25 protein-coding genes are annotated in these 21,303 nt (G+C 61.4%); 14 read left to right on the top strand and 11 right to left on the bottom strand.

From position 1 onward, the window contains the following. The first annotated feature begins 33 nt into the window (after positions 1–33). The 3 genes from NKH54_RS20740 (at position 34) to NKH54_RS20750 (ending at position 924) form a co-directional block, all read left to right on the top strand. Positions 34–141, top strand: coding sequence for a DUF1127 domain-containing protein (locus NKH54_RS20740; protein ID WP_353028860.1), 108 nt, complete (start codon positions 34–36; stop codon positions 139–141). A gap of 85 nt (positions 142–226) precedes the next feature. Continuing rightward, a complete protein-coding gene (locus NKH54_RS20745; RefSeq protein ID WP_023692959.1) occupies positions 227–583 on the top strand; it encodes an NIPSNAP family protein in 357 nt (118 codons plus the stop codon). Continuing rightward, on the top strand, positions 580–924 hold the full coding sequence (locus tag NKH54_RS20750; protein WP_353028801.1) for an antibiotic biosynthesis monooxygenase family protein: 345 nt from the start codon (positions 580–582) through the stop codon (positions 922–924). Before NKH54_RS20745 ends, NKH54_RS20750 begins: the two co-directional genes overlap by 4 nt. 196 nt (positions 925–1,120) lie before the next feature. Here NKH54_RS20750 and mbfA read toward each other — a convergent pair whose 3' ends face one another. Continuing rightward, entirely contained in the window at positions 1,121–2,104 is a 984-nt protein-coding gene (gene mbfA / locus NKH54_RS20755) for an iron exporter MbfA (protein WP_353028802.1), read from the bottom strand. A 164-nt stretch (positions 2,105–2,268) separates the two neighbouring features. Between mbfA and NKH54_RS20760 the strand changes: the two genes are divergently transcribed. After that, positions 2,269–2,589 (top strand): hypothetical protein, encoded by a 321-nt coding sequence (locus NKH54_RS20760; protein ID WP_031209595.1) that lies wholly within the window; start codon positions 2,269–2,271, stop codon positions 2,587–2,589. 110 nt (positions 2,590–2,699) lie between these two features. On the opposite strand, the gene NKH54_RS20765 is transcribed toward NKH54_RS20760, so the two are convergent. The 5 genes from NKH54_RS20765 to NKH54_RS20785 all read right to left on the bottom strand — a co-directional run bounded on the left by NKH54_RS20765 (position 2,700) and on the right by NKH54_RS20785 (position 4,844). Next, a complete protein-coding gene (locus NKH54_RS20765; protein WP_352652512.1) occupies positions 2,700–3,071 on the bottom strand; it encodes an endonuclease domain-containing protein in 372 nt (123 codons plus the stop codon). 95 nt (positions 3,072–3,166) lie between these two features. Further along, positions 3,167–3,535, bottom strand: coding sequence for a hypothetical protein (locus tag NKH54_RS20770; protein ID WP_352652511.1), 369 nt, complete (start codon positions 3,533–3,535; stop codon positions 3,167–3,169). Positions 3,536–3,853: 318 nt separating this feature from the next. After that, a complete protein-coding gene (locus NKH54_RS20775; protein WP_353028803.1) occupies positions 3,854–4,258 on the bottom strand; it encodes a hypothetical protein in 405 nt (134 codons plus the stop codon). Positions 4,259–4,416: 158 nt separating this feature from the next. Next, the gene (locus tag NKH54_RS20780; protein WP_353028804.1) at positions 4,417–4,563 is read right to left on the bottom strand and encodes a hypothetical protein; all 147 of its coding nucleotides are present in this window, start codon (positions 4,561–4,563) and stop codon (positions 4,417–4,419) included. A gap of 128 nt (positions 4,564–4,691) precedes the next feature. Further along, positions 4,692–4,844 carry a hypothetical protein gene (locus NKH54_RS20785; protein WP_353028805.1) on the bottom strand — a complete coding sequence of 51 codons (153 nt, stop codon included), beginning with the start codon at positions 4,842–4,844 and terminating at the stop codon, positions 4,692–4,694. A gap of 460 nt (positions 4,845–5,304) precedes the next feature. On the opposite strand from NKH54_RS20785, the gene NKH54_RS20790 reads away from it, so the two are divergent. Next, positions 5,305–6,159, top strand: a complete 855-nt coding sequence (locus tag NKH54_RS20790; protein WP_353028806.1) for a HamA C-terminal domain-containing protein — start codon at positions 5,305–5,307, stop codon at positions 6,157–6,159. Next, positions 6,156–8,237, top strand: a complete 2,082-nt coding sequence (locus NKH54_RS20795; protein ID WP_353028807.1) for a DEAD/DEAH box helicase — start codon at positions 6,156–6,158, stop codon at positions 8,235–8,237. Before NKH54_RS20790 ends, NKH54_RS20795 begins: the two co-directional genes overlap by 4 nt. A gap of 6 nt (positions 8,238–8,243) precedes the next feature. Here NKH54_RS20795 and lepA read toward each other — a convergent pair whose 3' ends face one another. Both lepA and NKH54_RS20805 read right to left on the bottom strand, forming a co-directional pair. Further along, positions 8,244–10,049, bottom strand: a complete 1,806-nt coding sequence (gene lepA, locus NKH54_RS20800; RefSeq protein WP_023673259.1) for a translation elongation factor 4 — start codon at positions 10,047–10,049, stop codon at positions 8,244–8,246. Positions 10,050–10,190: 141 nt separating this feature from the next. Further along, positions 10,191–10,562 (bottom strand): endonuclease domain-containing protein, encoded by a 372-nt coding sequence (locus NKH54_RS20805; RefSeq protein ID WP_023681256.1) that lies wholly within the window; start codon positions 10,560–10,562, stop codon positions 10,191–10,193. A gap of 193 nt (positions 10,563–10,755) precedes the next feature. Here NKH54_RS20805 and NKH54_RS20810 point away from each other — a divergent pair, with 193 nt between their 5' ends. From NKH54_RS20810 to msrA, 3 genes are all read left to right on the top strand, one after another. Further along, entirely contained in the window at positions 10,756–11,457 is a 702-nt protein-coding gene (locus NKH54_RS20810; RefSeq protein WP_353028808.1) for a DUF1223 domain-containing protein, read from the top strand. A 79-nt stretch (positions 11,458–11,536) separates the two neighbouring features. Continuing rightward, positions 11,537–11,821 (top strand): hypothetical protein, encoded by a 285-nt coding sequence (locus tag NKH54_RS20815; protein WP_023703868.1) that lies wholly within the window; start codon positions 11,537–11,539, stop codon positions 11,819–11,821. 111 nt (positions 11,822–11,932) lie between these two features. Beyond that, positions 11,933–12,658, top strand: a complete 726-nt coding sequence (gene msrA, locus NKH54_RS20820; protein WP_023703867.1) for a peptide-methionine (S)-S-oxide reductase MsrA — start codon at positions 11,933–11,935, stop codon at positions 12,656–12,658. A gap of 166 nt (positions 12,659–12,824) precedes the next feature. Here the strand turns inward: msrA and NKH54_RS20825 are convergent, their stop codons facing one another. Together NKH54_RS20825 and NKH54_RS20830 are read right to left on the bottom strand one after the other, a co-directional pair. Next, on the bottom strand, positions 12,825–13,829 hold the full coding sequence (locus NKH54_RS20825; protein ID WP_023687526.1) for a cytochrome d ubiquinol oxidase subunit II: 1,005 nt from the start codon (positions 13,827–13,829) through the stop codon (positions 12,825–12,827). Between the two features lie 108 nt (positions 13,830–13,937). After that, complete coding sequence (locus NKH54_RS20830) at positions 13,938–15,299, bottom strand: cytochrome ubiquinol oxidase subunit I (RefSeq protein ID WP_023687525.1); 1,362 nt, start codon at positions 15,297–15,299, stop codon at positions 13,938–13,940. A gap of 270 nt (positions 15,300–15,569) precedes the next feature. Here NKH54_RS20830 and NKH54_RS20835 point away from each other — a divergent pair, with 270 nt between their 5' ends. Both NKH54_RS20835 and NKH54_RS20840 read left to right on the top strand, forming a co-directional pair. Continuing rightward, positions 15,570–16,496, top strand: a complete 927-nt coding sequence (locus tag NKH54_RS20835) for an ABC transporter ATP-binding protein (protein ID WP_023687524.1) — start codon at positions 15,570–15,572, stop codon at positions 16,494–16,496. After that, positions 16,493–17,254: an ABC transporter permease gene (locus NKH54_RS20840; RefSeq protein WP_023681263.1), complete on the top strand. Its 762-nt coding sequence runs from the start codon at positions 16,493–16,495 to the stop codon at positions 17,252–17,254. Before NKH54_RS20835 ends, NKH54_RS20840 begins: the two co-directional genes overlap by 4 nt. Positions 17,255–17,287: 33 nt before the next feature. On the opposite strand, the gene NKH54_RS20845 is transcribed toward NKH54_RS20840, so the two are convergent. Next, entirely contained in the window at positions 17,288–18,319 is a 1,032-nt protein-coding gene (locus tag NKH54_RS20845) for a phosphatidylglycerol lysyltransferase domain-containing protein (RefSeq protein WP_023687523.1), read from the bottom strand. A 187-nt stretch (positions 18,320–18,506) separates the two neighbouring features. On the opposite strand from NKH54_RS20845, the gene NKH54_RS20850 reads away from it, so the two are divergent. From NKH54_RS20850 to NKH54_RS20860, 3 genes are all read left to right on the top strand, one after another. Continuing rightward, a complete protein-coding gene (locus NKH54_RS20850; protein ID WP_156933273.1) occupies positions 18,507–19,655 on the top strand; it encodes a flavin-containing monooxygenase in 1,149 nt (382 codons plus the stop codon). 394 nt (positions 19,656–20,049) lie between these two features. Then, positions 20,050–20,535, top strand: a complete 486-nt coding sequence (locus NKH54_RS20855; RefSeq protein ID WP_023726767.1) for a MarR family winged helix-turn-helix transcriptional regulator — start codon at positions 20,050–20,052, stop codon at positions 20,533–20,535. After that, positions 20,532–21,212: a GNAT family N-acetyltransferase gene (locus NKH54_RS20860; protein WP_023726768.1), complete on the top strand. Its 681-nt coding sequence runs from the start codon at positions 20,532–20,534 to the stop codon at positions 21,210–21,212. Before NKH54_RS20855 ends, NKH54_RS20860 begins: the two co-directional genes overlap by 4 nt. The last annotated feature ends 91 nt before the right edge of the window (positions 21,213–21,303 follow it).

Raw genomic sequence — 21,303 nt, forward strand, 5'->3', positions numbered from 1 at the left:
CGGCGGCTTCTCGCCCGCTGGTACGACCGCCATCTGCAGCGGCTAGACCTCGCGGAGGTCGACGACCATCTGCTGCGCGATCTCGGCCTGACCCGTGAGGATGTGCGCCGCGAATGCGCAAAATCCTTCTGGCAGGCCTGACCGCCAGCGCTTTTGCTTAGCAGACCCTGCGGCACAACGTTTCGACGCCGCTCGAACTATCGATGCGAAACCCAAGGAGATCACGATGACCATCACCTGCTTCATCCGCTATGAGATCGACCCGTTCGGCAAGCCGGCCTTCGAGCAATATGCCAAGGCCTGGGGCCAGGCGATCCCGCGCTGCGGCGCCGATCTGATCGGCTACTACGCCCCGCATGAGGGCTCGGCCACCACCGCCTACGCCGCCTACAGCATCGACAGCCTCGCCGCCTACGAAGCATATCGCGCCCGTCTCGCCGCGGATCCGGCGGGCAAGGCCAATTACGAATTCGCCCGCCGCGAAAAGTTCATCTTGAAAGAGGACCGCATCTTCCTGAAGCTGGTGTCGGGGCCGCATGGACCGCGGCAGCTGTTCCAGACCGCGGTCAAGGAGGAGATATGATCGCTGTCATCTTCGAGGTGCAACCGGCTGAGGGAAAGCGCGATGCCTATCTCGGCATCGCTGCGGAACTCAGGCCGCTGCTCGACGGCATAGACGGTTTCATCTCGATCGAGCGCTTCCAGAGCCTGGGCGATCCCAACCGGGTCCTGTCACTGTCCTTCTGGCGCGATGAGGAAGCGGTGAAAGCCTGGCGCAACACGGAAGAGCACCGGCAGGCGCAGCATGCGGGCCGCGGCGGAATATTTGCCGGCTACCGGCTGCGCATTGCGCATGTGGTGCGGGATTACGGGCTGACGGAGCGGGATGAGGCGCCTAGGGATAGCAGGGATGTGAACGGGTAGAGCTCCCCCTTCTCCCCTTGTGGGAGAAGGTGTCGCCGAAGGCGACGGATGAGGGGTGTTCCAGCTTGGCGAGACGCCCCAATCGAACCGAAACGGCGGCATAGTTGCCAACGTCTCACTCCGCTGGAACACCCCTCATCCGTCTCGGCGCTACGCGCCGATCCACCTTCCCCCACAAGGGGGGAAGGAGAGGAGCTCATGCATTCCCGATCAGCACCCCGGCCGCAAACACCAGCGCCCCGCCCAGCACCACCTGAAACGCCGCGCGCAGGAACGGGGTTTGCATGTAGCGGTTCTGCACGAAGGCGATCGCCCACAATTCGAAGAACACCACCACGGCCGCCACCGCCGTCGCCGTCCAGAAATGCGGGATGATGTAAGGCAGCGCGTGGCCGAGGCCACCCAGCGTCGTCATGATGCCGACAGTCAGGCCGCGCTTGATGGGCGAGCCACGCCCCGACAGCTTGCCGTCGTCCGAAGCGACTTCGGTAAAGCCCATCGAAATGCCGGCGCCGATCGAGGCGGCGAGGCCGACCAGCAGCGTCTGCCAGGTGTCGTGCGTGGCAAACGCGGCGGCAAAGATCGGCGCCAGTGTCGACACCGAGCCGTCCATCAGCCCGGCCAGTCCCGGCTGCACATAGGTCAGGATGAACTGGCGCTGCTCGGCGCTGGCTTCCTCGTCCTTGACCTCGCCCGGCACAAGTTTCTGCTCCAGCCGATGCGCCGAATTCTCATGGCTTTGCTCGGCCGCTGCAAGGTCGTTGAGCAGTTTCCGCGTCGAGGCGTCGCCGGTGCGCTTGGCCGCCTCGACATAGAAGCGATAGGCCTGCCGCTCCATCGCTTCGGCTTGGCGGCGCACATGCTCGATGCCCAGCGGCCGCACCAGCCAGTCGGGCTTGCGCTCGTAATAGCCTTTCACGTGCTCGCGGCGCAGCAGCGGAATGCGCTCGCCGAAACGTTTGCGGTAGAGCTCGATCAGGGAATCGCGATGCCCGTCCTCCTCCTCCGCCATCGCCTCGAACACTTTCGCCGATTGCGGAAAACTGTCCGCCAGCCCGTCGGCATAGGCGCGGTAGATGCGCCCGTCATCCTCTTCGGACGAAATTGCCAGGGCCAGGATCTCCTGTTCCGACAGCGTTTCGAAAGGACGGCGGCCGAAACCGAAGACACGGGAAAGCATGAGAAATTCACCCCAGTTTAGAACAATTCTAAACTAGGCGCTGCAGTCTCCGCGGTCAATCACCAGTCAAGAAATGTTGAAGCGCCGGATTGCAACGCGCCCTTCATTATCAGCAAATGTTCGCCTATATCGGTCGCGATACGCAAGCGAAAGGCATGAGCAAGATGACGGCAAAGCCGCACGACCACTTCGATCCGAAACCCATCCTCGATCTGATCGCCAGCATCGAGGCCGATTTGCAACGGCTGAAAGGCCTGGTCGAACAGCAGGTCGAAAAATTCGACCCCGCCAATCCGCACAACAAGGCGCCCGACGGCAAACTGACCGAGGAGGGCGTCGAATGCTGCTACCGCCTGTTCGACGAAGGCAAGTCGCGCTACTCGGTCGCCCAGCAGATGAAGATCTCGTTTGCCGCCGCGACGCACCGGTTCAATTCCTGGCGCAAGGCGGGCGGCCCGAAGCGTCAAAGGGCGTTGCTGGGATAATTGGCGAAAGCCAAGGCGGAACCCGATCTCCCCCCTCGTGGGGGAGATGGCCGGCAGGCCAGGGCTGTCCCGCCGACCTTTCCCTGCCTAAAGCCCAGCACCGGCACGGTTCAGGATGCGCCTCCAAGCCCAGCCGCAATCACAATATGCTGGCAGACATTGTCGACGTCGCGGATGACGTCGTCATTCCAGAACCGCAGGACGGTCCAGCCATCTTGTTCGAGGTGCGATGTCCGCGTTTCATCACCGGGAGCCGCGCCGGCGTCCGCATGCTGGGAGCCATCGACTTCGATGACCAGCTTCTTCTCCGGGCAAGCGAAATCGACGATGTAGGCGGCAATCGGAAATTGTCGCCGGAAGCCAAGCCCCATCAGCCGGTGGGCACGAAGTTCGTTCCAGAGCTTGAGTTCGGCTGGGGTCAGGACTTTGCGCATCGATCTGGCGTTTGCGCGATGTCGAGGCGGTAGAGGCGTGTGCGGCATTACGATGCTCGGTGGTGCGGAGGCTTGCGCTCTATGGCGCCCCCCTCTGTCCTGCCGGACATCTCCCCCACTTGGGGGGAGATTGGTTGTACTTCCTACGGCGTCAGTTCAATTTCCTCCGTCTCGCCGCCATTGCAGGTGTAGCAGCAATCCTCGCATCTTTCCTTGTTGTTGGGGCCGACGCCCCAATAGGTTCCCTCGTCGCCGTCGACCCAGGCGCCGTAGCAGATGGACTCGCCTTCGTCGCACGAGACCGGGATCTGTTTGGTCTCGCCATCGTCGAGATAAAAATCCTTGTCATTGCCCGGCCAGACATAGTCGCGGTCCTGGCTGTAGAGCTCGAGGCGCATGGCGTTGGGATGGCTGTTCTTGACGGCGAAGGTGATGTCGGCGGCGTGCGCGGCCGGCGCAAACAGCGCGGCCAGCGAGAGCGCGACGACGCGGCGCAGACAAGTGAAAGACATGGTGTTCCCCCGAGGCAAATCGGCCCCCCGGCCGAGGGAATCAGCATCGCATGATGGCGGCTGACATTGAAGGGCGGGGCGTGACTGATTTTGGGGGGATTGGGAGAGGTTGGTGGAGCTGCTGATCTCCCCCCTCGTGGGGGAGATGCCTGGCAAGGCAGAGGGGGGCGCTGTCCCGCCGACCTCTCATTCCTGCAGCCGCGTTATTTCAATTTTAGGCTTGCTGATCCATATGCTGGCGATCCTTCGCGCCCCCCTCTGTCCTGCCGGACATCTCCCCCACGAGGGGGGAGATCAGCAGCTTCGGCGCCCCGCCCCTCACTCCACCAGATCGATCGTCTCGGTCGTTTTCTCCACACAGATGAAACAGCACGTATCGCAAGGCTGGTCATTATCCGGCCCCACCCCGGCCGAAATCGCATCATTGCCGTTCACCCAGGCGCCGTAGCAGATGTTTTCGCCCGGATTGCACGAGATCGGCACCGATTTCTGCGAGCTGGGCTCGATCAGAAACACCTGGTCGCCGCCCGGCCACGACATCTTGCGGTCCCGGCTGAACAGCTCCACCGCCACCGCCTGCTTGCGCAAATTCTTGACGAAGAACGCCATATCGGCGGCATGCGCCGGGGTGGCGATGAGAAGGGCGGCAAGGGTGAGGCGGAGCATGGCGGCGGGTTTCCGAATCGGAGACGCACGCTCGCATGGTCGGGGAAGAAGCGCCATCTTCCCTTCTCCCCCTGTGGGAGAAGGTGGCCTCGCGAAGCGAGGTCGGATGAGGGGTGTTCCAGGGAACGCAAGCGTCTCACTCCGCTGGAACACCCCTCATCCGGCTCGGCGCTATCGCGCCGATCCACCTTCCCCCACAAGGGGGGAAGGAAAAGTCAGCGCCCCACCTTCACATGCGGAGCCAGCCGCCGGATCGCGTCAATCACCTCGGCGACTTCAGCAACGTCCAGATCCAGCCTGCAAAAGTCAGCACCAGGAAACGGATAGCCGGCGGCGGGCAGCGGCGCCGAGGTCGGCAGCAAGGGCGCGCCCCACCATGCCCACCGTCACGACGAACAGGATGGCGCGCCGGTGAGCCGCATCCAGGGCGCAAAGGTATTCGCCGCGGCGATCAGGAAGAGCGCCGCCGCCCAAAGCGAGATGCCGCCGACTACGAGGGCACGCTGGCCTCCAGCCCCGTCGCATTGCCTGATATGATCAAGGTCTCACCGGCAAGGAAGGTGAAGACCCCGGCCGCGACACAGTCATTGCCCAGCCGCTGGTATTTCATGGTCAGCAGTGCGGTCGCCACCACGAGCGCCACGCCGTCGATCGTCCAGAGCGTTTCGCGCAGCGGAGCGCGGCGACGAAGGTGCCGGCTAGGCCGAAGGCGCCGCCTATGGCGAGGCCGAATGCGGCGATGGTGTCGGATGTGGTGCGCATGTGGTGTGTCCCCAAGCCGGGAAGAGAATACCTCTCAGGGCGCAGCGCTCTCATAGATTTTCCTTAAGAGCGTCTTAGCTCGACCGTCCGAGATGGTCCTGGTTCCTTGCGTAGCCGATTAGAACTTGCCCGCCCACTCCGCCGCAATCTTGCCCGGCTACAAGCCATTGCGATCAATATCCCCTGACACCACACTGTCAGGAGACAGAGTCTACTGCCTGATGGTCTGACACGACTCAGATCTCCCGAAAGTACAGAGCACTCTTTCGTGCTAAACATTGCGCTTAATAAGCTATACCCTAGAGTGCCGATTCGCTGGCCATCTGGGGGGGATGTGTTGCGTGAACATCTATAGTATCAAGCCGGAGCGTTTCCTGGAGAGGATTGTTTTTGACGAAATCCAATCTCCTTCTAGGAGTGCATGCTGTGCGGGATTTGAGCTGCAGGCTTGGAGGTGCAAGCCATTTGTCAATCACCTGATTGAATGGCTTCCTGACTACGCTTTAGCTGAAAGCGAACTTAACGTAAGTCACGGTAATATATACGTAAAGTTGCAGCAAGCTGCAGCCCGCGTGTATACCAGTGCTAAATACAAAAAACGTGGCGAAGCTGGGGAGATCGCTTTGCATGCGGTGTGTCGTGACTATTTCGATACCATGCCAATTGCCCCCCGAGTCTTCTATAAGAACGCGTCGAACGACGTTGTTAAGTCGTTCGACATGGTTCACGCCAGATTTCCATTGGGGGGTGACCTTGAACTATGGTTGGGTGAATCAAAATTGTTCACAAACTCTTCGGACGCGATTTCGGATGCGATATCTTCGGTGGGGGCTCATATCAAACAAGGGTTTCTCACAAATGAGAAACTTTTGCTTGGCCCCCAAATTTCTCGAGCCGCACCTCACTACGACGAGATCATCCACCTTTTCAAATCTCAAACGAGCCTCGACTATTTTCTTCGAGCTTCGGTTTTCGTCATTGGCATTGCATCGAATAGCGACGCGTTGTCGATTGCTACGGAGTTAAACGATACCTATCGATCTGCTGTATCCAGAGAACTCGACAAGTTGGCCAGCAAAGTGGCTGCCTCTGACTTGCCTCGCACACTCAAGATTGTACTCATCTACATACCGCTATTAAACAAGGACGTTCTTTTAGACGAATTTGATAGGCGATTGAAGGGCTTACAGCCATGATTACCCAGCAGGGTTGGGAAGAGCTGCAACTTTTGGCAGGCGACGCCCTCAAGAGCCGCGTTTTCTCTCTAATTCGAGATATAGCTGGCGCAATACAGGAACGTGAGATTGACGATCCCGACGTCACAGGTTCTGTTCCTCGCCTAGCCAAGCTCATACAAGAGAAAAAGGAGCTGTTTTCGTATCGCGAAATTTTCAGCACGCTCGCTCGATCCGCAGGCCTATGGAATTATATCGACACCGACACTGCCGATGTAAGAGACGAAATCATAGCTGAGGCAGTCACCGTTCCCGCACTCGGAGGGGTAACGCTCCATCGTGAGCAGGTCGCAGCGTTGAACACGTTGCTCTCCGGGAAGAACCTTATTCTGAGCGCGCCCACAAGCTTCGGGAAGAGCTTGCTTATCGATGCACTTATCGCTTCTGGAAAATATGAGAGGGTTGCGATCGTTCTTCCAACAATCGCCTTGCTTGACGAATTTCGTCGACGCCTGGTTAGCAGATTTTCTGAGCGGTACCCGATAGTTATGTATCACTCCGAAGTGGCACCGCCAGGCAATGTAATTTTTTTGGGAACGCAGGAAAGGCTGATCAACAGAAAGGATCTTGGGCGCCTCGACATCGCCATAGTTGACGAATTTTACAAACTCGACCCAAACCGCCAAGACGATCGTAGCATGACCCTGAATGCCGCCGTATATCAGCTTCTACGCCGCGCAAACCAATTCTTTTTTCTCGGCCCAAATATTGAAGGCGTTCGGTTCTCCACCGATAGCCGATGGAGGTTCGAATTTCTCAGGACTCGCTTTTCCACCGTCGCGGTTGACACTTTTGATTTGGCCAACATCGACAACAAAGAGGATCGGCTTGCCAAAGAGGCTTTCGAGAAAGGAAATTGGCCTGCACTGATCTTTGTTTCGTCGCCAGATCGCGCGAATTCGCTAGCTGATCAGTTGGCAGAGCGCGGACAGGTGGTTGGCGACGGTAGTGAAATTTCGACTTGGTTTGATGAGAATTTCGGCATGGGCTGGGCGTTGAGTCGCTCACTCGCGGCGGGAATCGGTGTTCATCATGGTCGCATACCAAGAGCCCTCGCATCGCAATTCGTACGGATGTTTAACAACGGGGAGCTCCCGATACTCATTTGTACATCGACCCTCATCGAGGGAGTTAATACCGCAGCGAAGTCCGTTCTCATTTATGACAAAAAGATAAATAGGGAGGATTATGATTTCTTCACCTTTTCAAATATTCGTGGACGAGCAGGGCGGTTGGGACAGCATTATGTTGGCTCGGTGTTTCTATTCAACTCTCCTCCGCCTCGCCTAGATGTTGAGGTCGAACCGCCTCTCTTCGGAGATTTGGATGAGGCGCCCGACGAGCTGGTCGTTCACATTTCGGACGAAGATCTGTCCCCACGGCTAACAGATCGACGCGATGATATTGCCGATCGCTTAAATCTTACGCCAGAAGAGCTTCGGATCGCCTCGGTAGTCGGACTCGATCAAGCTATTGCTTTGCGACAGTACGTCAACGCCGCGGCTCGAAATGGAGCCGATATCTTTTGGCACGGTTATCCAGACTACAATCAAATAGGAGCAGTCTGTGAGATCATCTGCAAGGTTCGGCAGCCATCGAGCTTTGGTGTGTTCAGCCACAAACAACTAACATTTTATCTCTTCGAGCTAAGGAAGAATAGGCAAATTAAAGAGTTCTTTTTCTGGTATACGAGAACATACAAAGGCCAAGACAGCAATCAGGATAGTATCTTTAAGTTTTTGCGTTCATGTGAATACGGCCTACCTCAGCTATTTGCTGTCGTAGAGATGTTTGCTCGACGCAAGGATGCGAACACAAACTACGGACTATTTACTGCTGAGATGCCCAGATGGTTTCGTCCGGAGGTCCTGAAGAATTTAGACGAACAAGGCGTGCCCATTCAAATTTCCGAGCGGTTCTATTTGCTAGATGACACGGTCGCACGGCTGTCAAAGCGCATACGTGATGCTGCGGAACGTGGGGATAGTCACCTAAATAAATTTGAGACCGAGTGGGTGTTAGCGGCGATCCCGAATTAGCGTCGGTTAGTCCCCCATCTTAAGCGCCTGAATAAACGCCTCCTGCGGGATATCCACCTTCCCGAACTGGCGCATCCGCTTCTTGCCCTCTTTCTGCTTGTCGAGCAGCTTGCGTTTGCGCGAGACGTCGCCGCCATAGCACTTCGCGGTGACATCCTTGCGCAGCGCCGAGATGGTTTCGCGGGCGATGACCTTGCCGCCGATGGCGGCCTGGATCGGGATCTTGAACAAATGGTTCGGGATCAGCTCCTTCAGCTTCTCGCACATCTGGCGGCCGCGCTTTTCCGCCGCGGTGCGGTGGACCAGCATGGACAGCGCGTCGACCGGCTCTTCATTGACCAGGATCGACATCTTCACCAAATCGCCTTCCTTGTAGTCGGTCAGATGATAGTCGAAGGAGGCGTAGCCCTTGGAGATCGATTTTAGGCGATCATAGAAGTCAAAAACCACTTCGTTGAGCGGCAGGTCGTAGATCAGCATGGCGCGCTTGCCGACATAGGACAGGTCGGCCTGGATGCCGCGCCGGTCCTGGCAGAGCTTCAATATGCCGCCGAGATAGTCGTCCGGCGTCAGAATCGTGGCGCGGATCCACGGCTCCTCGATGGCTGAGATTTTCACCACGTCGGGCATGTCGGCGGGGTTGTGCAACTCCTTGACCGAGCCGTCATTGAGCAGCAGCCGGTAGACGACGCTAGGCGCCGTGGCAATGAGGTCGAGGTTGAACTCGCGCTCCAGCCGCTCCTGGATGATTTCGAGGTGCAGCAGGCCAAGGAAGCCGCAGCGATAGCCGAAGCCGAGCGCGGCACTGGTCTCCATTTCATAGGAGAAGCTGGCGTCGTTGAGGCGCAATTTGCCGACGGCGGCGCGCAGATCCTCGAAGTCGGCGGCGTCGACCGGGAACAGGCCGCAAAACACCACCGGCTGCGCCGGCTTGAAGCCGGGCAGCGCATGCGCCGTCTGGCGCTTGTCCTCGGTGATGGTGTCGCCGACGCGTGTGTCGGCCACTTCCTTGATCGAGCCGGTGAAGAAGCCGAACTCGCCGGGGCCGAGCTCGTCGACATTGATGCGGGCCGGCGTGAACACGCCGGTGCGCTCGACCAGATGCTTGGCGCCAGTGCCCATCATGCGGATGGTCGCGCCCTTTTTCAGCACCCCATCGATGATGCGCACCAGCACGATGACGCCGAGATAGGCGTCGTACCAGCTGTCGACCAGCATGGCTTTGAGCGGTGCTGAGGCATCGCCCTCGCGCGGCGGCGGCAATTGGTGGACGATGGCTTCCAGCACGTCGGGAATGCCAAGGCCGGTCTTGGCCGAGATCAGCACGGCGTTGGAGGCGTCGATGCCGATGACCTCCTCGACCTGCTCGCGGATGCGCTCGGGCTCGGCGGCCGGCAGGTCGACCTTGTTCAGCACCACGACGATCTCGTGGTTGTTGTCGATGGCCTGGTAGACATTGGCCAGCGTCTGCGCCTCGACGCCCTGCGAGGCGTCGACGACCAGCAGCGAACCCTCGCAGGCGGCGAGCGAGCGCGACACTTCATAGGCGAAGTCGACATGGCCGGGCGTGTCGATGAGGTTGAGGATATAGTCCTCGCCATTGTTGGCGCGGTATTTCAGCCGCACCGTCTGCGCCTTGATGGTGATGCCGCGCTCGCGCTCGATGTCCATCGAGTCCAGCACCTGCTCCTTCATGTCGCGCAGCTCCAGCCCGCCGGTGGACTGGATCAGCCGGTCGGCAAGCGTGGATTTGCCATGGTCGATATGGGCGACGATGGAGAAATTGCGGATGTGGTCGAGAGGCGTGCTCATGATGGGGCGGCTTTAGCAGGGGCGGGTTGCAGGGGCAAGCGGGGTGGCGGTGCCCTTGCCTTCTCCCCTTGTGGGAGAAGGTGGATCGGCGCGCAGCGCCGAGACGGATGAGGGGTGTTCCAGCTTGACGCCGGCGTTCTTTCACCGCCATGGCTGCAAACTGACATCCCTTACATAAGCGATTATCGTGGTGCAGACGCTGTCCATGTCTTTCAGGACATCGTCGTTCCAAAAGCGCAACACACGAAAGCCTCTCGCCTCCAGTTCCGTTCTACGGGCCTGGTCTGACTCTGAGTCCGCATGCTGACTCCCATCGATCTCGATGATGAGGAGTGATTCAAGACAAGCGAAATCGGCAACGTATTTTCCAACAGGAACTTGGCGCCGAAATTTGATCCGATCGAGCCTGCGGTCACGTAGTTCGTGCCACAGTTTGTCTTCCGCCTCCGTCATTTCACGTCGGAGCGAACGGGCAAAGTTTCGTTTGGCAGGAGCGACGGGCTGATGTGGCATGACGTTAGATTAACCAACGTCTCACTCCGCTGGAACACCCCTCATCCGTCTCGGCGCTTCGCACCGATCCACCTTCTCCCACATGGGGAGAAGGCAACGACGCGTCCGCCCCAATCACGAAGCGGTGAACCATGTAACGAAGCCTCTGGCAGCGACGAAGTGTGGGAAGAACCCGCCGCAACGGAGACCCCCGATGACTGGACTTAACCCAAAACGCGCCGGCATGCTGGCCGCCGCAGGCGCGGCGCTGATGATGCTTGGCGGCACCGCCTTCGCCCAGCCGCTCACCGTGGTCGAATTGTTCACCAGCCAGGGCTGTTCGTCTTGCCCGCCGGCCAATGCCAACCTGATCAAGGTCAAGGACGAGCCGGGCGTTCTGGCGCTGTCGTTCAACGTCACCTACTGGGACTATCTCGGCTGGAAGGACATTTTCGGCCGCGAGGAATTCACCCAGCGCCAGGTGCGCTATGAGCCGTCGCTCGGCCGCTCCGGCCCGTTCACGCCGCAGGTGGTGGTCAATGGCGGTGCCGATGCGGTGGGCGCGGCATCAGGCGAGATCGAGCAGCTGATTTCCGCAAGTGGCCGCACGAACGGGCCGACGCTGTCGCTCGACGGCGGCAAGATCAGCATCGGCGCCGGTTCCGCGCCGGCCGGCAGCGCCGATGTCTGGCTGGTCCGCTACAACAAGGGCGTCCTCGAAGTGCCGGTGGCGCGCGGCGAGAACACCGGCCGCACGCTGCCGCATGCCAATGTCGTGCACTCGCTGGAGAAACTCGGCAGCTGGAGCGGCGACGCCACCACGCTGCCGCTGCCAGCGGCGAACGGCGGGCTGAGCACCGCGGTGTTGGTGCAGGCGCAGGGCGGTGGGCCGATCCTGGCTGCAGCAGCCGACTGATTCTTTTTCTACCCAACGCCGCTAGCGCGGCATAACCGGGCTCGCATCCGCGCGCCCTCTTCAAGGAGGAAATACCATCATGAACAAGACCCTGACCGCGCTCGCCTTTGCGCTTTCGATGACCACCTTCGCCGCCGGCGCCCGTGCCGACGAAGCGGCCAACGCCATGAAGCCGGCGATGGCCACCGAGGCGATGAAGCCCGCGACCGATGCCATGGCGCCGGCGACCGGTGCCATGAAGCCCGCCGACCCAATGGCGACGAATGCGATGAAACCCGCCACCGACGCCATGAAGCCGGCCGATGCCATGAAACCCGCAACGGATGCGATGAAGCCGGCGGACGCCATGGCGCCCGCGCAATAAGGCTTGGTCCCATGGCCCGGCCGCACAATGGCCGGGCCGGCGCACGGCAATTTGAGAAACCAGGCGGGACGTTCTGTCGTATAGTCTTCGCCACCATCAAGGAGATCAGACATGACCGGGATTGCAAGGACGAGAACGCCGATCTTCAAGAGCGCGCTTGCCGCGCTCATCGTCGCCGCCGCGGCGGCTGCCTTCTGGCAGAGCCCGGCGCGTTCGGCCGAGGACGCGGTGGTGATCCCGCCGCCGGCAGTGGACGAGAAGGCCGCCAGCGGCAGCGAGAAGGCTATCTTCGCCGGCGGCTGCTTCTGGGGCGTGCAGGGCGTGTTCCAGCACGTCAAGGGCGTGACCAAGGCCGTCTCCGGCTACACCGGCGGCGCCAAGGATGACGCCGTCTACGAAACGGTCGGCAGCGGCCGCACCGGCCACGCCGAATCGGTCGAGATCACCTACGATCCGTCCAAGGTGACCTACGGCCAGCTGCTGCAGGTCTATTTCTCGGTCGCCCACAACCCGACGCAGCTGAACTATCAAGGGCCGGACTCGGGCACCCAGTACCGCTCGACCATCTTTGCCGAGAATGGCGAGCAGCAGAAGATCGCCCAGAGCTACATCGCCCAGCTCGACCAGGCCAAGGTGTTTTCAAAACCCATCGTCACCACGCTGGAGACGGGCAAAACCTTCTATCCGGCCGAGGAATATCACCAGGACTTTCTGACGCTGAACCCGACCTACCCCTACATCGTCTACAACGACCTGCCCAAGGTGGCGAATTTGAAGGCGCTGTTCCCGGGGTTGTATAGCGAGAAGCCGGTGCTCGTGCTGGCGGGGAAGAGCTGAGCACCTAATCTCCCCCCTCGAGGGGGAGATGTCGCCGGAGGCGACAGAGGGGGTCGGTCCGACCGGACGCGACCTCCTGCGGCAGAAGAAGGTTAGCGCTCCACGCGCGGCGACCCCCTCTGGCCTGCCGGCCATCTCCCCCTCAAGGGGGGAGATCAGCTCCCCTTCAATCATACGTCAGATCCGTCGCCTTGCCCCCAAACACCCGATACGCATAGAACGAATAGAAGATGATCACCGGCAGCACGACCACCGTGCCGGCGAGGATGATGGCCAGGCTTTCCGTCGCCGACGCCGCCTGCCAGATGGTCAGCCTCTCGGGCACCACGAAGGGGTAGAACGACCAGGCAAGCCCGGCAAAGCCGAGCGCGAAGATGGCGGCGAGCGTCAGGAACGGCCGCAGCGCATGGCGGTCGTCGGGCTTGGGCAGGTGGAAGGTCTGCCGCCACAGCCACAGGAACAGCAGCGCCGACAGGATCGGCAGCGGCGACAGAAAGAGCATTTCGGGCCAGACGAACCATTTGGCGAAGATGCGCGGGCTGGCGAATGGGGTCGCCAGCGACACCGCCGCCATGCCGAGCGCGGTCAGCACCAGGGCTGTCCGCAGCCAGGCCACCGCCTTCCTCTGCAATTCGCCCTCGGTCTTGTAGATGACCCAGGCAGCGCCCATCGCTGCATAGGCCGCCGACAGGCAGAGCGCCACCAGCGCCCCGAAAGCGATGCCGCCAAAGCCGACATCGAGGCCAAGCACATAGACGCCGAGCATATAGCCTTGCGCCAGCGAGGCGATGACGGAACCGAGGAAGAAAATGCGGTTCCAGCGATGCTTCTTGCCGGCGGGCACCTTGGCGCGGAAATCGAAGGCGACGCCGCGCAGGATGAGGCCGACCAAAAGCACGAAGACCGGAATGTAGAGCGCGGTGAGGATGACGCCATGCGCCAGCGGGAAGGCGACCAGGAGCAGGCCGACGGCCAGCACCAGCCAGGTCTCGTTGGCATCCCAGAACGGGCCTATTGCCGCGATCATGGTGTCCTGCTCGGCATCTTCGGCGACCGAGAACAGGATGCCGATGCCGAGATCGAAACCGTCGAGAATGACGTAGATCAGGATGGCGAGGCCCATCAGGCCGGCGAAGATCAGGGGCAGCGCGGTTGGCCAGTCGAAGCTCATCGGTCTGTCATCCCTCTCATCAACGGTTCTGCCCTTCGCTATGGCTCCGGGCGTTCGTCATTCGGAAAGCCAAATCGTTGGCTTTTCGTCCGCTACGCGGACCATTCCTCACTCCGCTGCGGCCGGTTGCGACATCGCCGTCTTCATGACGCCCGGCAGCGGCGAGGTATCGCCGTCCTTGGCGGCCTTCAGCGCCAGGTGCACCAGCACGCCAAGATAGGCGATCAGCAGCAGCACATAGAGGATGAGATAGATGGCGAGCGTCAGCGCGACATGGCTGCCGGCGACCGGGCCGATAGCGTCGGCGGTTTTCAGCACGCCGGTGACCAGCCAGGGCTGGCGGCCGATTTCGGTGGTGTACCAGCCGGCCAGCGTCGCCAGCCAGCCCGACAGCGCCATCGGCACCATCAGCATGGCCAGCGGCCTCGGCAGGCTGTGGCGGCGCTTGAGGAAGAAGGTCGCCGACCACGAGACGATGAGCATCAAAATGCCGGTGCCGACCATGATGCGGAAGCCCCAGAACACCGGGAAGACCGGCGGATGCAGGCCGGGATAGTCGTTGAGCCCCGGCACGATGCCGCTGGTGGAGTGACGCAGCACCAGGCTGGCGCCGTCGGGAATGGCGATCTCGAATTTGTTTTCCTTCGCCGCCTCGTCGGGCAGCGCAAACAGCACCAGCGGCACGTTGGGGCCGGTGTTCCAGTTGGCCTCCATGGCCGCGATCTTCTGCGGCTGGTGCTCCAGCGTATTCAGCCCGTGCTGGTCGCCGGCGAAGATCTGGATCGGGATCAGGATGGCGGCGGTGAAGACGCCGGTGCGCAGCGCCTTCCACATCGATTCCGACCGGTCGCCGGTGAGGTAGCGCAGCGCCGACAGGCCGGCGATCAGGAACGACACCGTCAGGCCGGAGGCAAGCAGCATATGCGTCAGACGGTAGGGCATGGACGGGTTGAAGACGATCGCCCACCAGTCGACGGGATGCGCCTTGCCATCGATCATCTCGAAGCCGGCCGGCGTCTGCATCCAGGAGTTCAGCGCAATGATCCAGAAGGCCGACAGCGTGGTGCCGCCGGCGACCAATACCGTCGCCAGCGTGTGGACGCGGTTGGAGACGCGGCGGAACCCGAACAGCATGATGCCCAGGAAGGCCGCTTCGAGGAAGAAGGCGGTGAGGATCTCGTAGGCAAGCAGCGGCCCGGCGATGTTGCCGACCTTTTCCATATAGCCCGGCCAGTTGGTGCCGAACTGGAAGCTCATGGTGACGCCGGAGACCACGCCCATGGCGAAGGACAGTGCGAACACTTTCACCCAGGTGAAATAGGCGCGCATCCAGGCGGAATCATTGGTGGTGTTGTAGCGGAGCTTGAAGAACAGCAGCACCCAGCCAAGCGCAATCGTGATGGTCGGAAACAGGATGTGGAACGAGATATTCGCCCCGAACTGCATTCGCGACAGGATGAGCGGGTCCATGCGGGCTCCGGCTGCTGTTTGTTGGCGCAGAATAGGCGGCGGATGCGGTCCGGTCAAAGCGGCTTGGCGTCACGCGGGGCGCGTTGTCGCAGCAGATGGGATCAATCCGTCAGTGCCCCGATACCCCCATGACGAAACGGCAAGAGGGGAACGTTTGTCCACAATTGTCAGCAGCGGCATTGACTTCCCGCCGTGCGCACCGACATTCAGCGCAATAATAATCCCCGCCTCTTTCAAACAGTCGTTTTCGGCCTCATGTCTTCCACTAATTTGCCTTCCATCATTTCGATTTCCGGGGTCACCAAGACCTACGCCACCGGCTTCAAGGCGCTGAAGGAAATCAACCTCGACATCGAACGCGGCGAGATTTTCGCGCTGCTGGGGCCGAACGGCGCCGGCAAGACGACGCTCATCTCGATCGTCTGCGGCATCGTCAACCGTTCGTCGGGAACGGTGACCGTCGACGGCCATGATATCAACCGAGACTACCGCGCGGCGCGCAGCCTGATCGGGCTGGTGCCGCAGGAGCTGACCATCGATGCGTTCGAGAGCGTCTGGGCAACCGTCACCTACAGCCGCGGCCTGTTTGGCAAGGCGCCCAATCCGGGCTTCGTCGAAAAGGTGCTGCGCGACCTGTCGTTGTGGGACAAGAAGGACGCCAAGGCGATCACGCTGTCGGGCGGCATGAAGCGGCGGCTGATGATTGCAAAGGCGCTGTCGCATGAGCCGCGCATCCTGTTCCTCGACGAACCGACGGCCGGCGTCGACGTCGAACTGCGCCAGGACATGTGGGCGATGGTGCGACGGTTGCGCGACGATGGCGTCACCATCATCCTCACCACGCACTATATCGAAGAGGCCGAGGCGATGGCCGACCGTGTCGGCGTCATCAACCGCGGCGAGATCATCCTGGTCGAGGGCAAGGCCGAACTGATGCGCAAGCTCGGCCGCAAGCGCCTGATCGTGGAATTGCGCAACCCGCTCCCCGCCATTCCCGATGCATTCTCGCACTACGCGTTGGAGCTGTCGGGCGATGGCACACAGCTGACCTACACCTATGACAATCAGAGCGAACGCCCCGGCGTCGCATCGCTGCTGCGCGAACTCGAGACGGCCGGCATCCAGTTCCGCGACATGGATACGCAAAACAGCTCGCTCGAGGAGATCTTCGTCAATCTGTTGAGGCAAGAGCCATGAATTGGCGAGCAGTATGGGCGATCTACCGGGTCGAGATGGCGCGTGCGTTCCGCACCGTGCTGCAGAGCATCGTCTCGCCGGTGATCTCGACATCGCTTTATTTCGTCGTCTTCGGCTCGGCCATCGGCTCGCGCATCACCGAGATCGACGGCATCAGCTACGGCGCCTTCATCGTGCCCGGCCTGATCATGCTGTCGCTGTTGACGCAGTCGATCTCCAACGCTTCCTTTGCCATCTATTTCCCGAAATTCGTCGGCTCCATCTACGAGCTCTTGTCGGCGCCGGTGTCGTATCTGGAGATCGTCATCGCCTATGTCGGCGGCGCCGCGACCAAGTCGATCATCCTCGGCTTGATCATCCTGGCGACGGCCTCGCTGTTCGTGCCGCTCACCATCCAGCATCCGTTCTGGATGCTGGCCTTCCTTGTCTTGACGGCGGTGACCTTCAGCCTGTTCGGCTTCATCATCGGCATATGGGCGAAAAGCTTCGAGCAATTGCAGCTGGTGCCGCTGTTGATCATCACGCCGCTGACCTTCCTCGGCGGCAGCTTCTATTCGATCAACATGCTGCCCGAGACCTGGCGCACGGTGACGCTGTTCAACCCGGTCGTCTACCTGATCAGCGGTTTCCGCTGGAGCTTTTACGGCAAGTCCGATGTCTCGGTCGCCGTCAGCCTGGGCATGACGATGGTGTTCCTCGCCATCTGCATCGCCATCGTCGCCTGGATCTTCCGCACCGGCTACCGGCTGCGCAACTGACCCTGCCGCTCTAAAGCGCGTCGCGTTTTCTTGCTAGATCGCCTTGATGAGGCGCAGCAACCCCAGCATCTCGATCAGCCTGCCTTGGCGGAAGGCGATGTAGGTGGGTTCCTCGACGCCGTGGAAGCGGCGCTTGAACGCCGCCTGGCCCTTGAGGTTGAACTTGCTGCGGTTGACCCAGGGCGACTCATAGGCCCGCTCGAAGGCGTTGCGCCAGAAGCTCGATTCGGCAAAGCCGTTGGCTCCGACGTCGAGCATCGGCGACAGGCCGAGCGTGACGACAGAAATGCCCTCATTGCGAAACCGGTCGACGGCGAATTTGGTCAGCCCGATTTCGGCATGCGGCGAGGCATCGATGTGCTTGCGCTTGAACGAGGTGGTGTAGCCGATCACCTTGCCGCCACTGAACATCGGATCGAAATCGAGCAGGGCGACGAGCTCGCCTTCCGGGCTGTAGAGCACGAAACGGCGCATATCGATGCCGAGATGATCGGCAAAGGGCCTGTTGAGGAACGCCATCTCCCAGCGCTTGACGATGCGGTCTGCCCGCCAGTTCTGCGACAGGCGCTGGACCTCGTCGAGATAGACCGCTCCTTCGCCAAAGGAAAACCCCTTCTTCAAGAGCCAGCGTTCGGAATAGCGCACGGTTTCGTTGCGCTTGCCGGAAAAATCGTGAGCCGGCAGTTCCAGCCGCGTGTCGACGCCGAGACGGTTGACCTGGTAGCCGAGCCCGGACAGCACGCGCGCCGTCGGTTCGCCGATCTGCACGAACCACGGGCTGTCGGCGGCTTCGACAAAGCGCCTGATATAGTCGGACCGATCGGCCGGATGGGCCACCGGGTCACCTAGCGCGAAATGGTGCTTCATCTTGGTGCCGAAGGCGATGTAGCCGTCGGCGTCGCCGAAATAGGACAGTTTTTGCTGCACGGCGGTCGAATAGGCCAGCGAGAAGTCGCCGTGCTGGCGGACAAGCGCCAGCCGCTCGACATGCGAAAAATCCTGGCGCGGCACCTTGGCTGCGGCGCCCTCCAGCAGTCTGTCGAGAAAGATGCGCAAGGAGGGCATGGTCGAGCTTCCGCGTGCCGATGATAAACAGAGGCTTGCCCCCAAGGCCTCGAATCAGTCGCATTGACGCGACCTCATTATCGATCATATCGCCCCTGTGCCATATGGGACGTGCCATATTGGACGGGTCCCCATGGCGCACCTGAAAGGAAATCTCGACCGAATGGCGGCTACGACAAGCGAAACGATGCCTATCGTCCCGGGGCCGAAAGGACTCGACTATACGGTTATCGTCATCGGCGCCGGAGCGGCGGGGCTGGCGGCCGCCGACGCGCTTGGCCGGCGCGGCGTGCGGGTCGTCGTGCTTGAAAAGGAGCCGCGGATCGCCGAACCGTGGCGAGGGCGGCACGAGAAGCTGACCCTCAACACGCATCGCGCGCTGTCGGCCCTGCCCGGCCTTGCCTATCCGCCACGCACCGCCGCCTTTCCGAACAAGGATGCCATCGTCGGTTATCTCGAGGATTTTGCCCGCGCGCGCGGCGTAAGGGTCGAATTCGGCACCGCCGCCGAGCGGATCGGACGCAGAGGCAATGGCTGGCTCGTCCATACGGGCCGGGAAACGCTGAGCGCCCGCAATGTCATCGTCGCCACCGGCCGCGACCGCTTGCCATGGACGCCGGACTGGCAAGGCAAGGCGACTTTCACCGGCAAACTTGTCCACGCCGCCGATTTCGGCACAGCGCAGGACTATGTGGGCAAAAGCGTGCTGGTGGTCGGGGCCGGAAATTCCGGCTTCGACGTGCTCAACCACCTCGCCCGTGCCGACACAAAGGCCATCTGCTTGTCAGCCAGGCAGGGTCCGTCGCTGATGCCGAAACGGATCGGCAAGGTCGCCGTGGCGCGCTTCGGCGGTTTCATGGCGATGCTGCCGACGTGGATTGCCGATGCCGCGATTGCCGCGACGCAGCGGCTGGTGTTCGGCGACCTCACCCGCTTCGGCCTGCCGCCGGCGCCGAAGGGCGGCGCCAGCCGGCTCGGCGTCGAGCAGATCGCTATTGCCATTGACGACGGCGCCGTCGCAGCGCTGAAGGCCGGACGGATTTCGGTGGTGGCGCCGGTGGCGGCTTTCGAAGGCGCCGGCGTGCGGCTGAACGACGGCACGGTGCTCGAGCCGGATGTAGTGATCGCGGCAACCGGCTATCGCACCGGCCTGGAGGCCATGCTGGGCGATCTCGGCGTGCTCGACGCCAAGGGCGTGCCGAAGGCCAATGGCGGCACCCCGAGCGGCCAGCCCGGCCTGTGGTTCATCGGCATGCGGCCAAGTCTGACCAGCTATTTTCACAGCGCCGGCCTGCAGGCCGAAGCGATTGCCCGTCAGATCGCCAAGGGGTTGTAGACGAGCGCTTCTGGACGGAGAAACACCGCGCACTTCGGGCTGCTGCTATGGCGCGGACTAGTGGTTCAACGCATCTGCAAGACGGATCGAATATCCTGGCGATTGGCTGAAACGCCGATCCCGTCGTCATCCACGGGCGAAGCAAGGAGCGTAGCGACGGCGCAGACCCGAGGATCCATGCCGTGACTTCTGAACTACGCTGCGTTGCAGGTTCTGCTCCGCTGCTTCCACGGCCAAGGCATGATCCCTGGGTCTCCGCGACGGAGCTTCGCTCCTGCTTCGCCCAAGGACGACGAAGTTGAGATGCTTGCGGCCAACCTCCAAAGCAGGCGCTTGAACTCGTTCATTGCATCATTATATAACATGTTATACTTATCCAGGAGACGGACCACCCATGGAAGACATCATTCGATCCCTTGGCTATCTCACCCTCGGCAGCAGGCTGAAGCGCATCGGCGAGCAGTTGCAGGCCGATACGCAGCGCATGCTCAATGGGCTGGAGGTGCCGGTGCAGTCCAGCCAGTATCCTCTGCTGGCCGCGCTCGACCGGCTTGGGCCGCTGCCTGTCGGCGAACTGGCGCAGTCAATGGGGATCACCCAGCCGGGGGTGACGCGCAGCGTGGCGCTGCTGGCCGAGTTGGGGCTGGTCGAGGCCGCGCCATCGAACGACGACCAGCGCCGCAGGATGATCTCGCTGACCGCGAACGGCCAGCGCCTGGTCGATGTGGCGAAGCGGGACGTTTGGCCGCGCATCGAGAACGCCGTTGCCGACTTGTGCAAAGACCTTGCAGGGCCGCTTCTCGAACAACTCTCGGCAATAGAGGACGGCCTGGCGGCGGCCCCACTCGACCGTCGTGTGAAACAGGATGTCGCGCCATGAGCCATGTCCTCGATCGTCCGGTCTGGAGCGCGCTCGACACGCGGCATCGGATCTTTGCGTATGGCGACAGGCTCGCCAGGCGCTATCCCTCCTCGATCGTCCCCTTCGCGGCTTCCGGGGCAGACGACGCTGAGAGCCTGCAGGCGCTCGCAAGCCTCATTCCTGCAGGTGAGAGCGTGTTCATGCTCCAGGCGGACCCCATTGCCCTGCCGCCGGAACTGACCGCGACCGTGACCGCCTTCGGCGTTCAGATGGTTGCCGAGGCGCCATTGCCTTCCGTGTCGGACGAGCGTGTGCAGCAGCTGACGCAGGACGACGCGGCCGAGATGCTTGCTTTGGCGTCACTGACCAAGCCCGGCCCGTTCACCCTCAAGGCGCTGAGCCTCGGCGAGTTCTGGGGCGTGAAGATCGACGGCCGGCTGGCGGCGATGGCCGGCGAGCGCATGAAGCAGCCCGGCTACAGCGAACTCAGCGGCGTCTGCTCGCATCCCGAATTTCGCGGCAGCGGCCTCGGCCGGCTGCTGTCGGTGTTCGTGGCCAACCGAATTTTTGCGCGCGGCGAAGTTCCCTACCTGCATGCCTATGCCAGCAATGCCGGCGCGGTCCGGTTGTACGAGTCCATCGGCTTCAGGCTGAGGGCAGAGATGAATGTGGCCGTCGTGCAGCGCGCCGGCTAAAGCGTTTCACCGTTTCACGGAAACGGCGAACCGCTCCTAGGCCTTTATTTTTACGCAATTCCGGACGGAAAACCGCTTCACACTTTTCCTG

This window comes from Mesorhizobium sp. M1004, assembly GCF_040318795.1.
Lineage (GTDB): Bacteria > Pseudomonadota > Alphaproteobacteria > Rhizobiales > Rhizobiaceae > Mesorhizobium.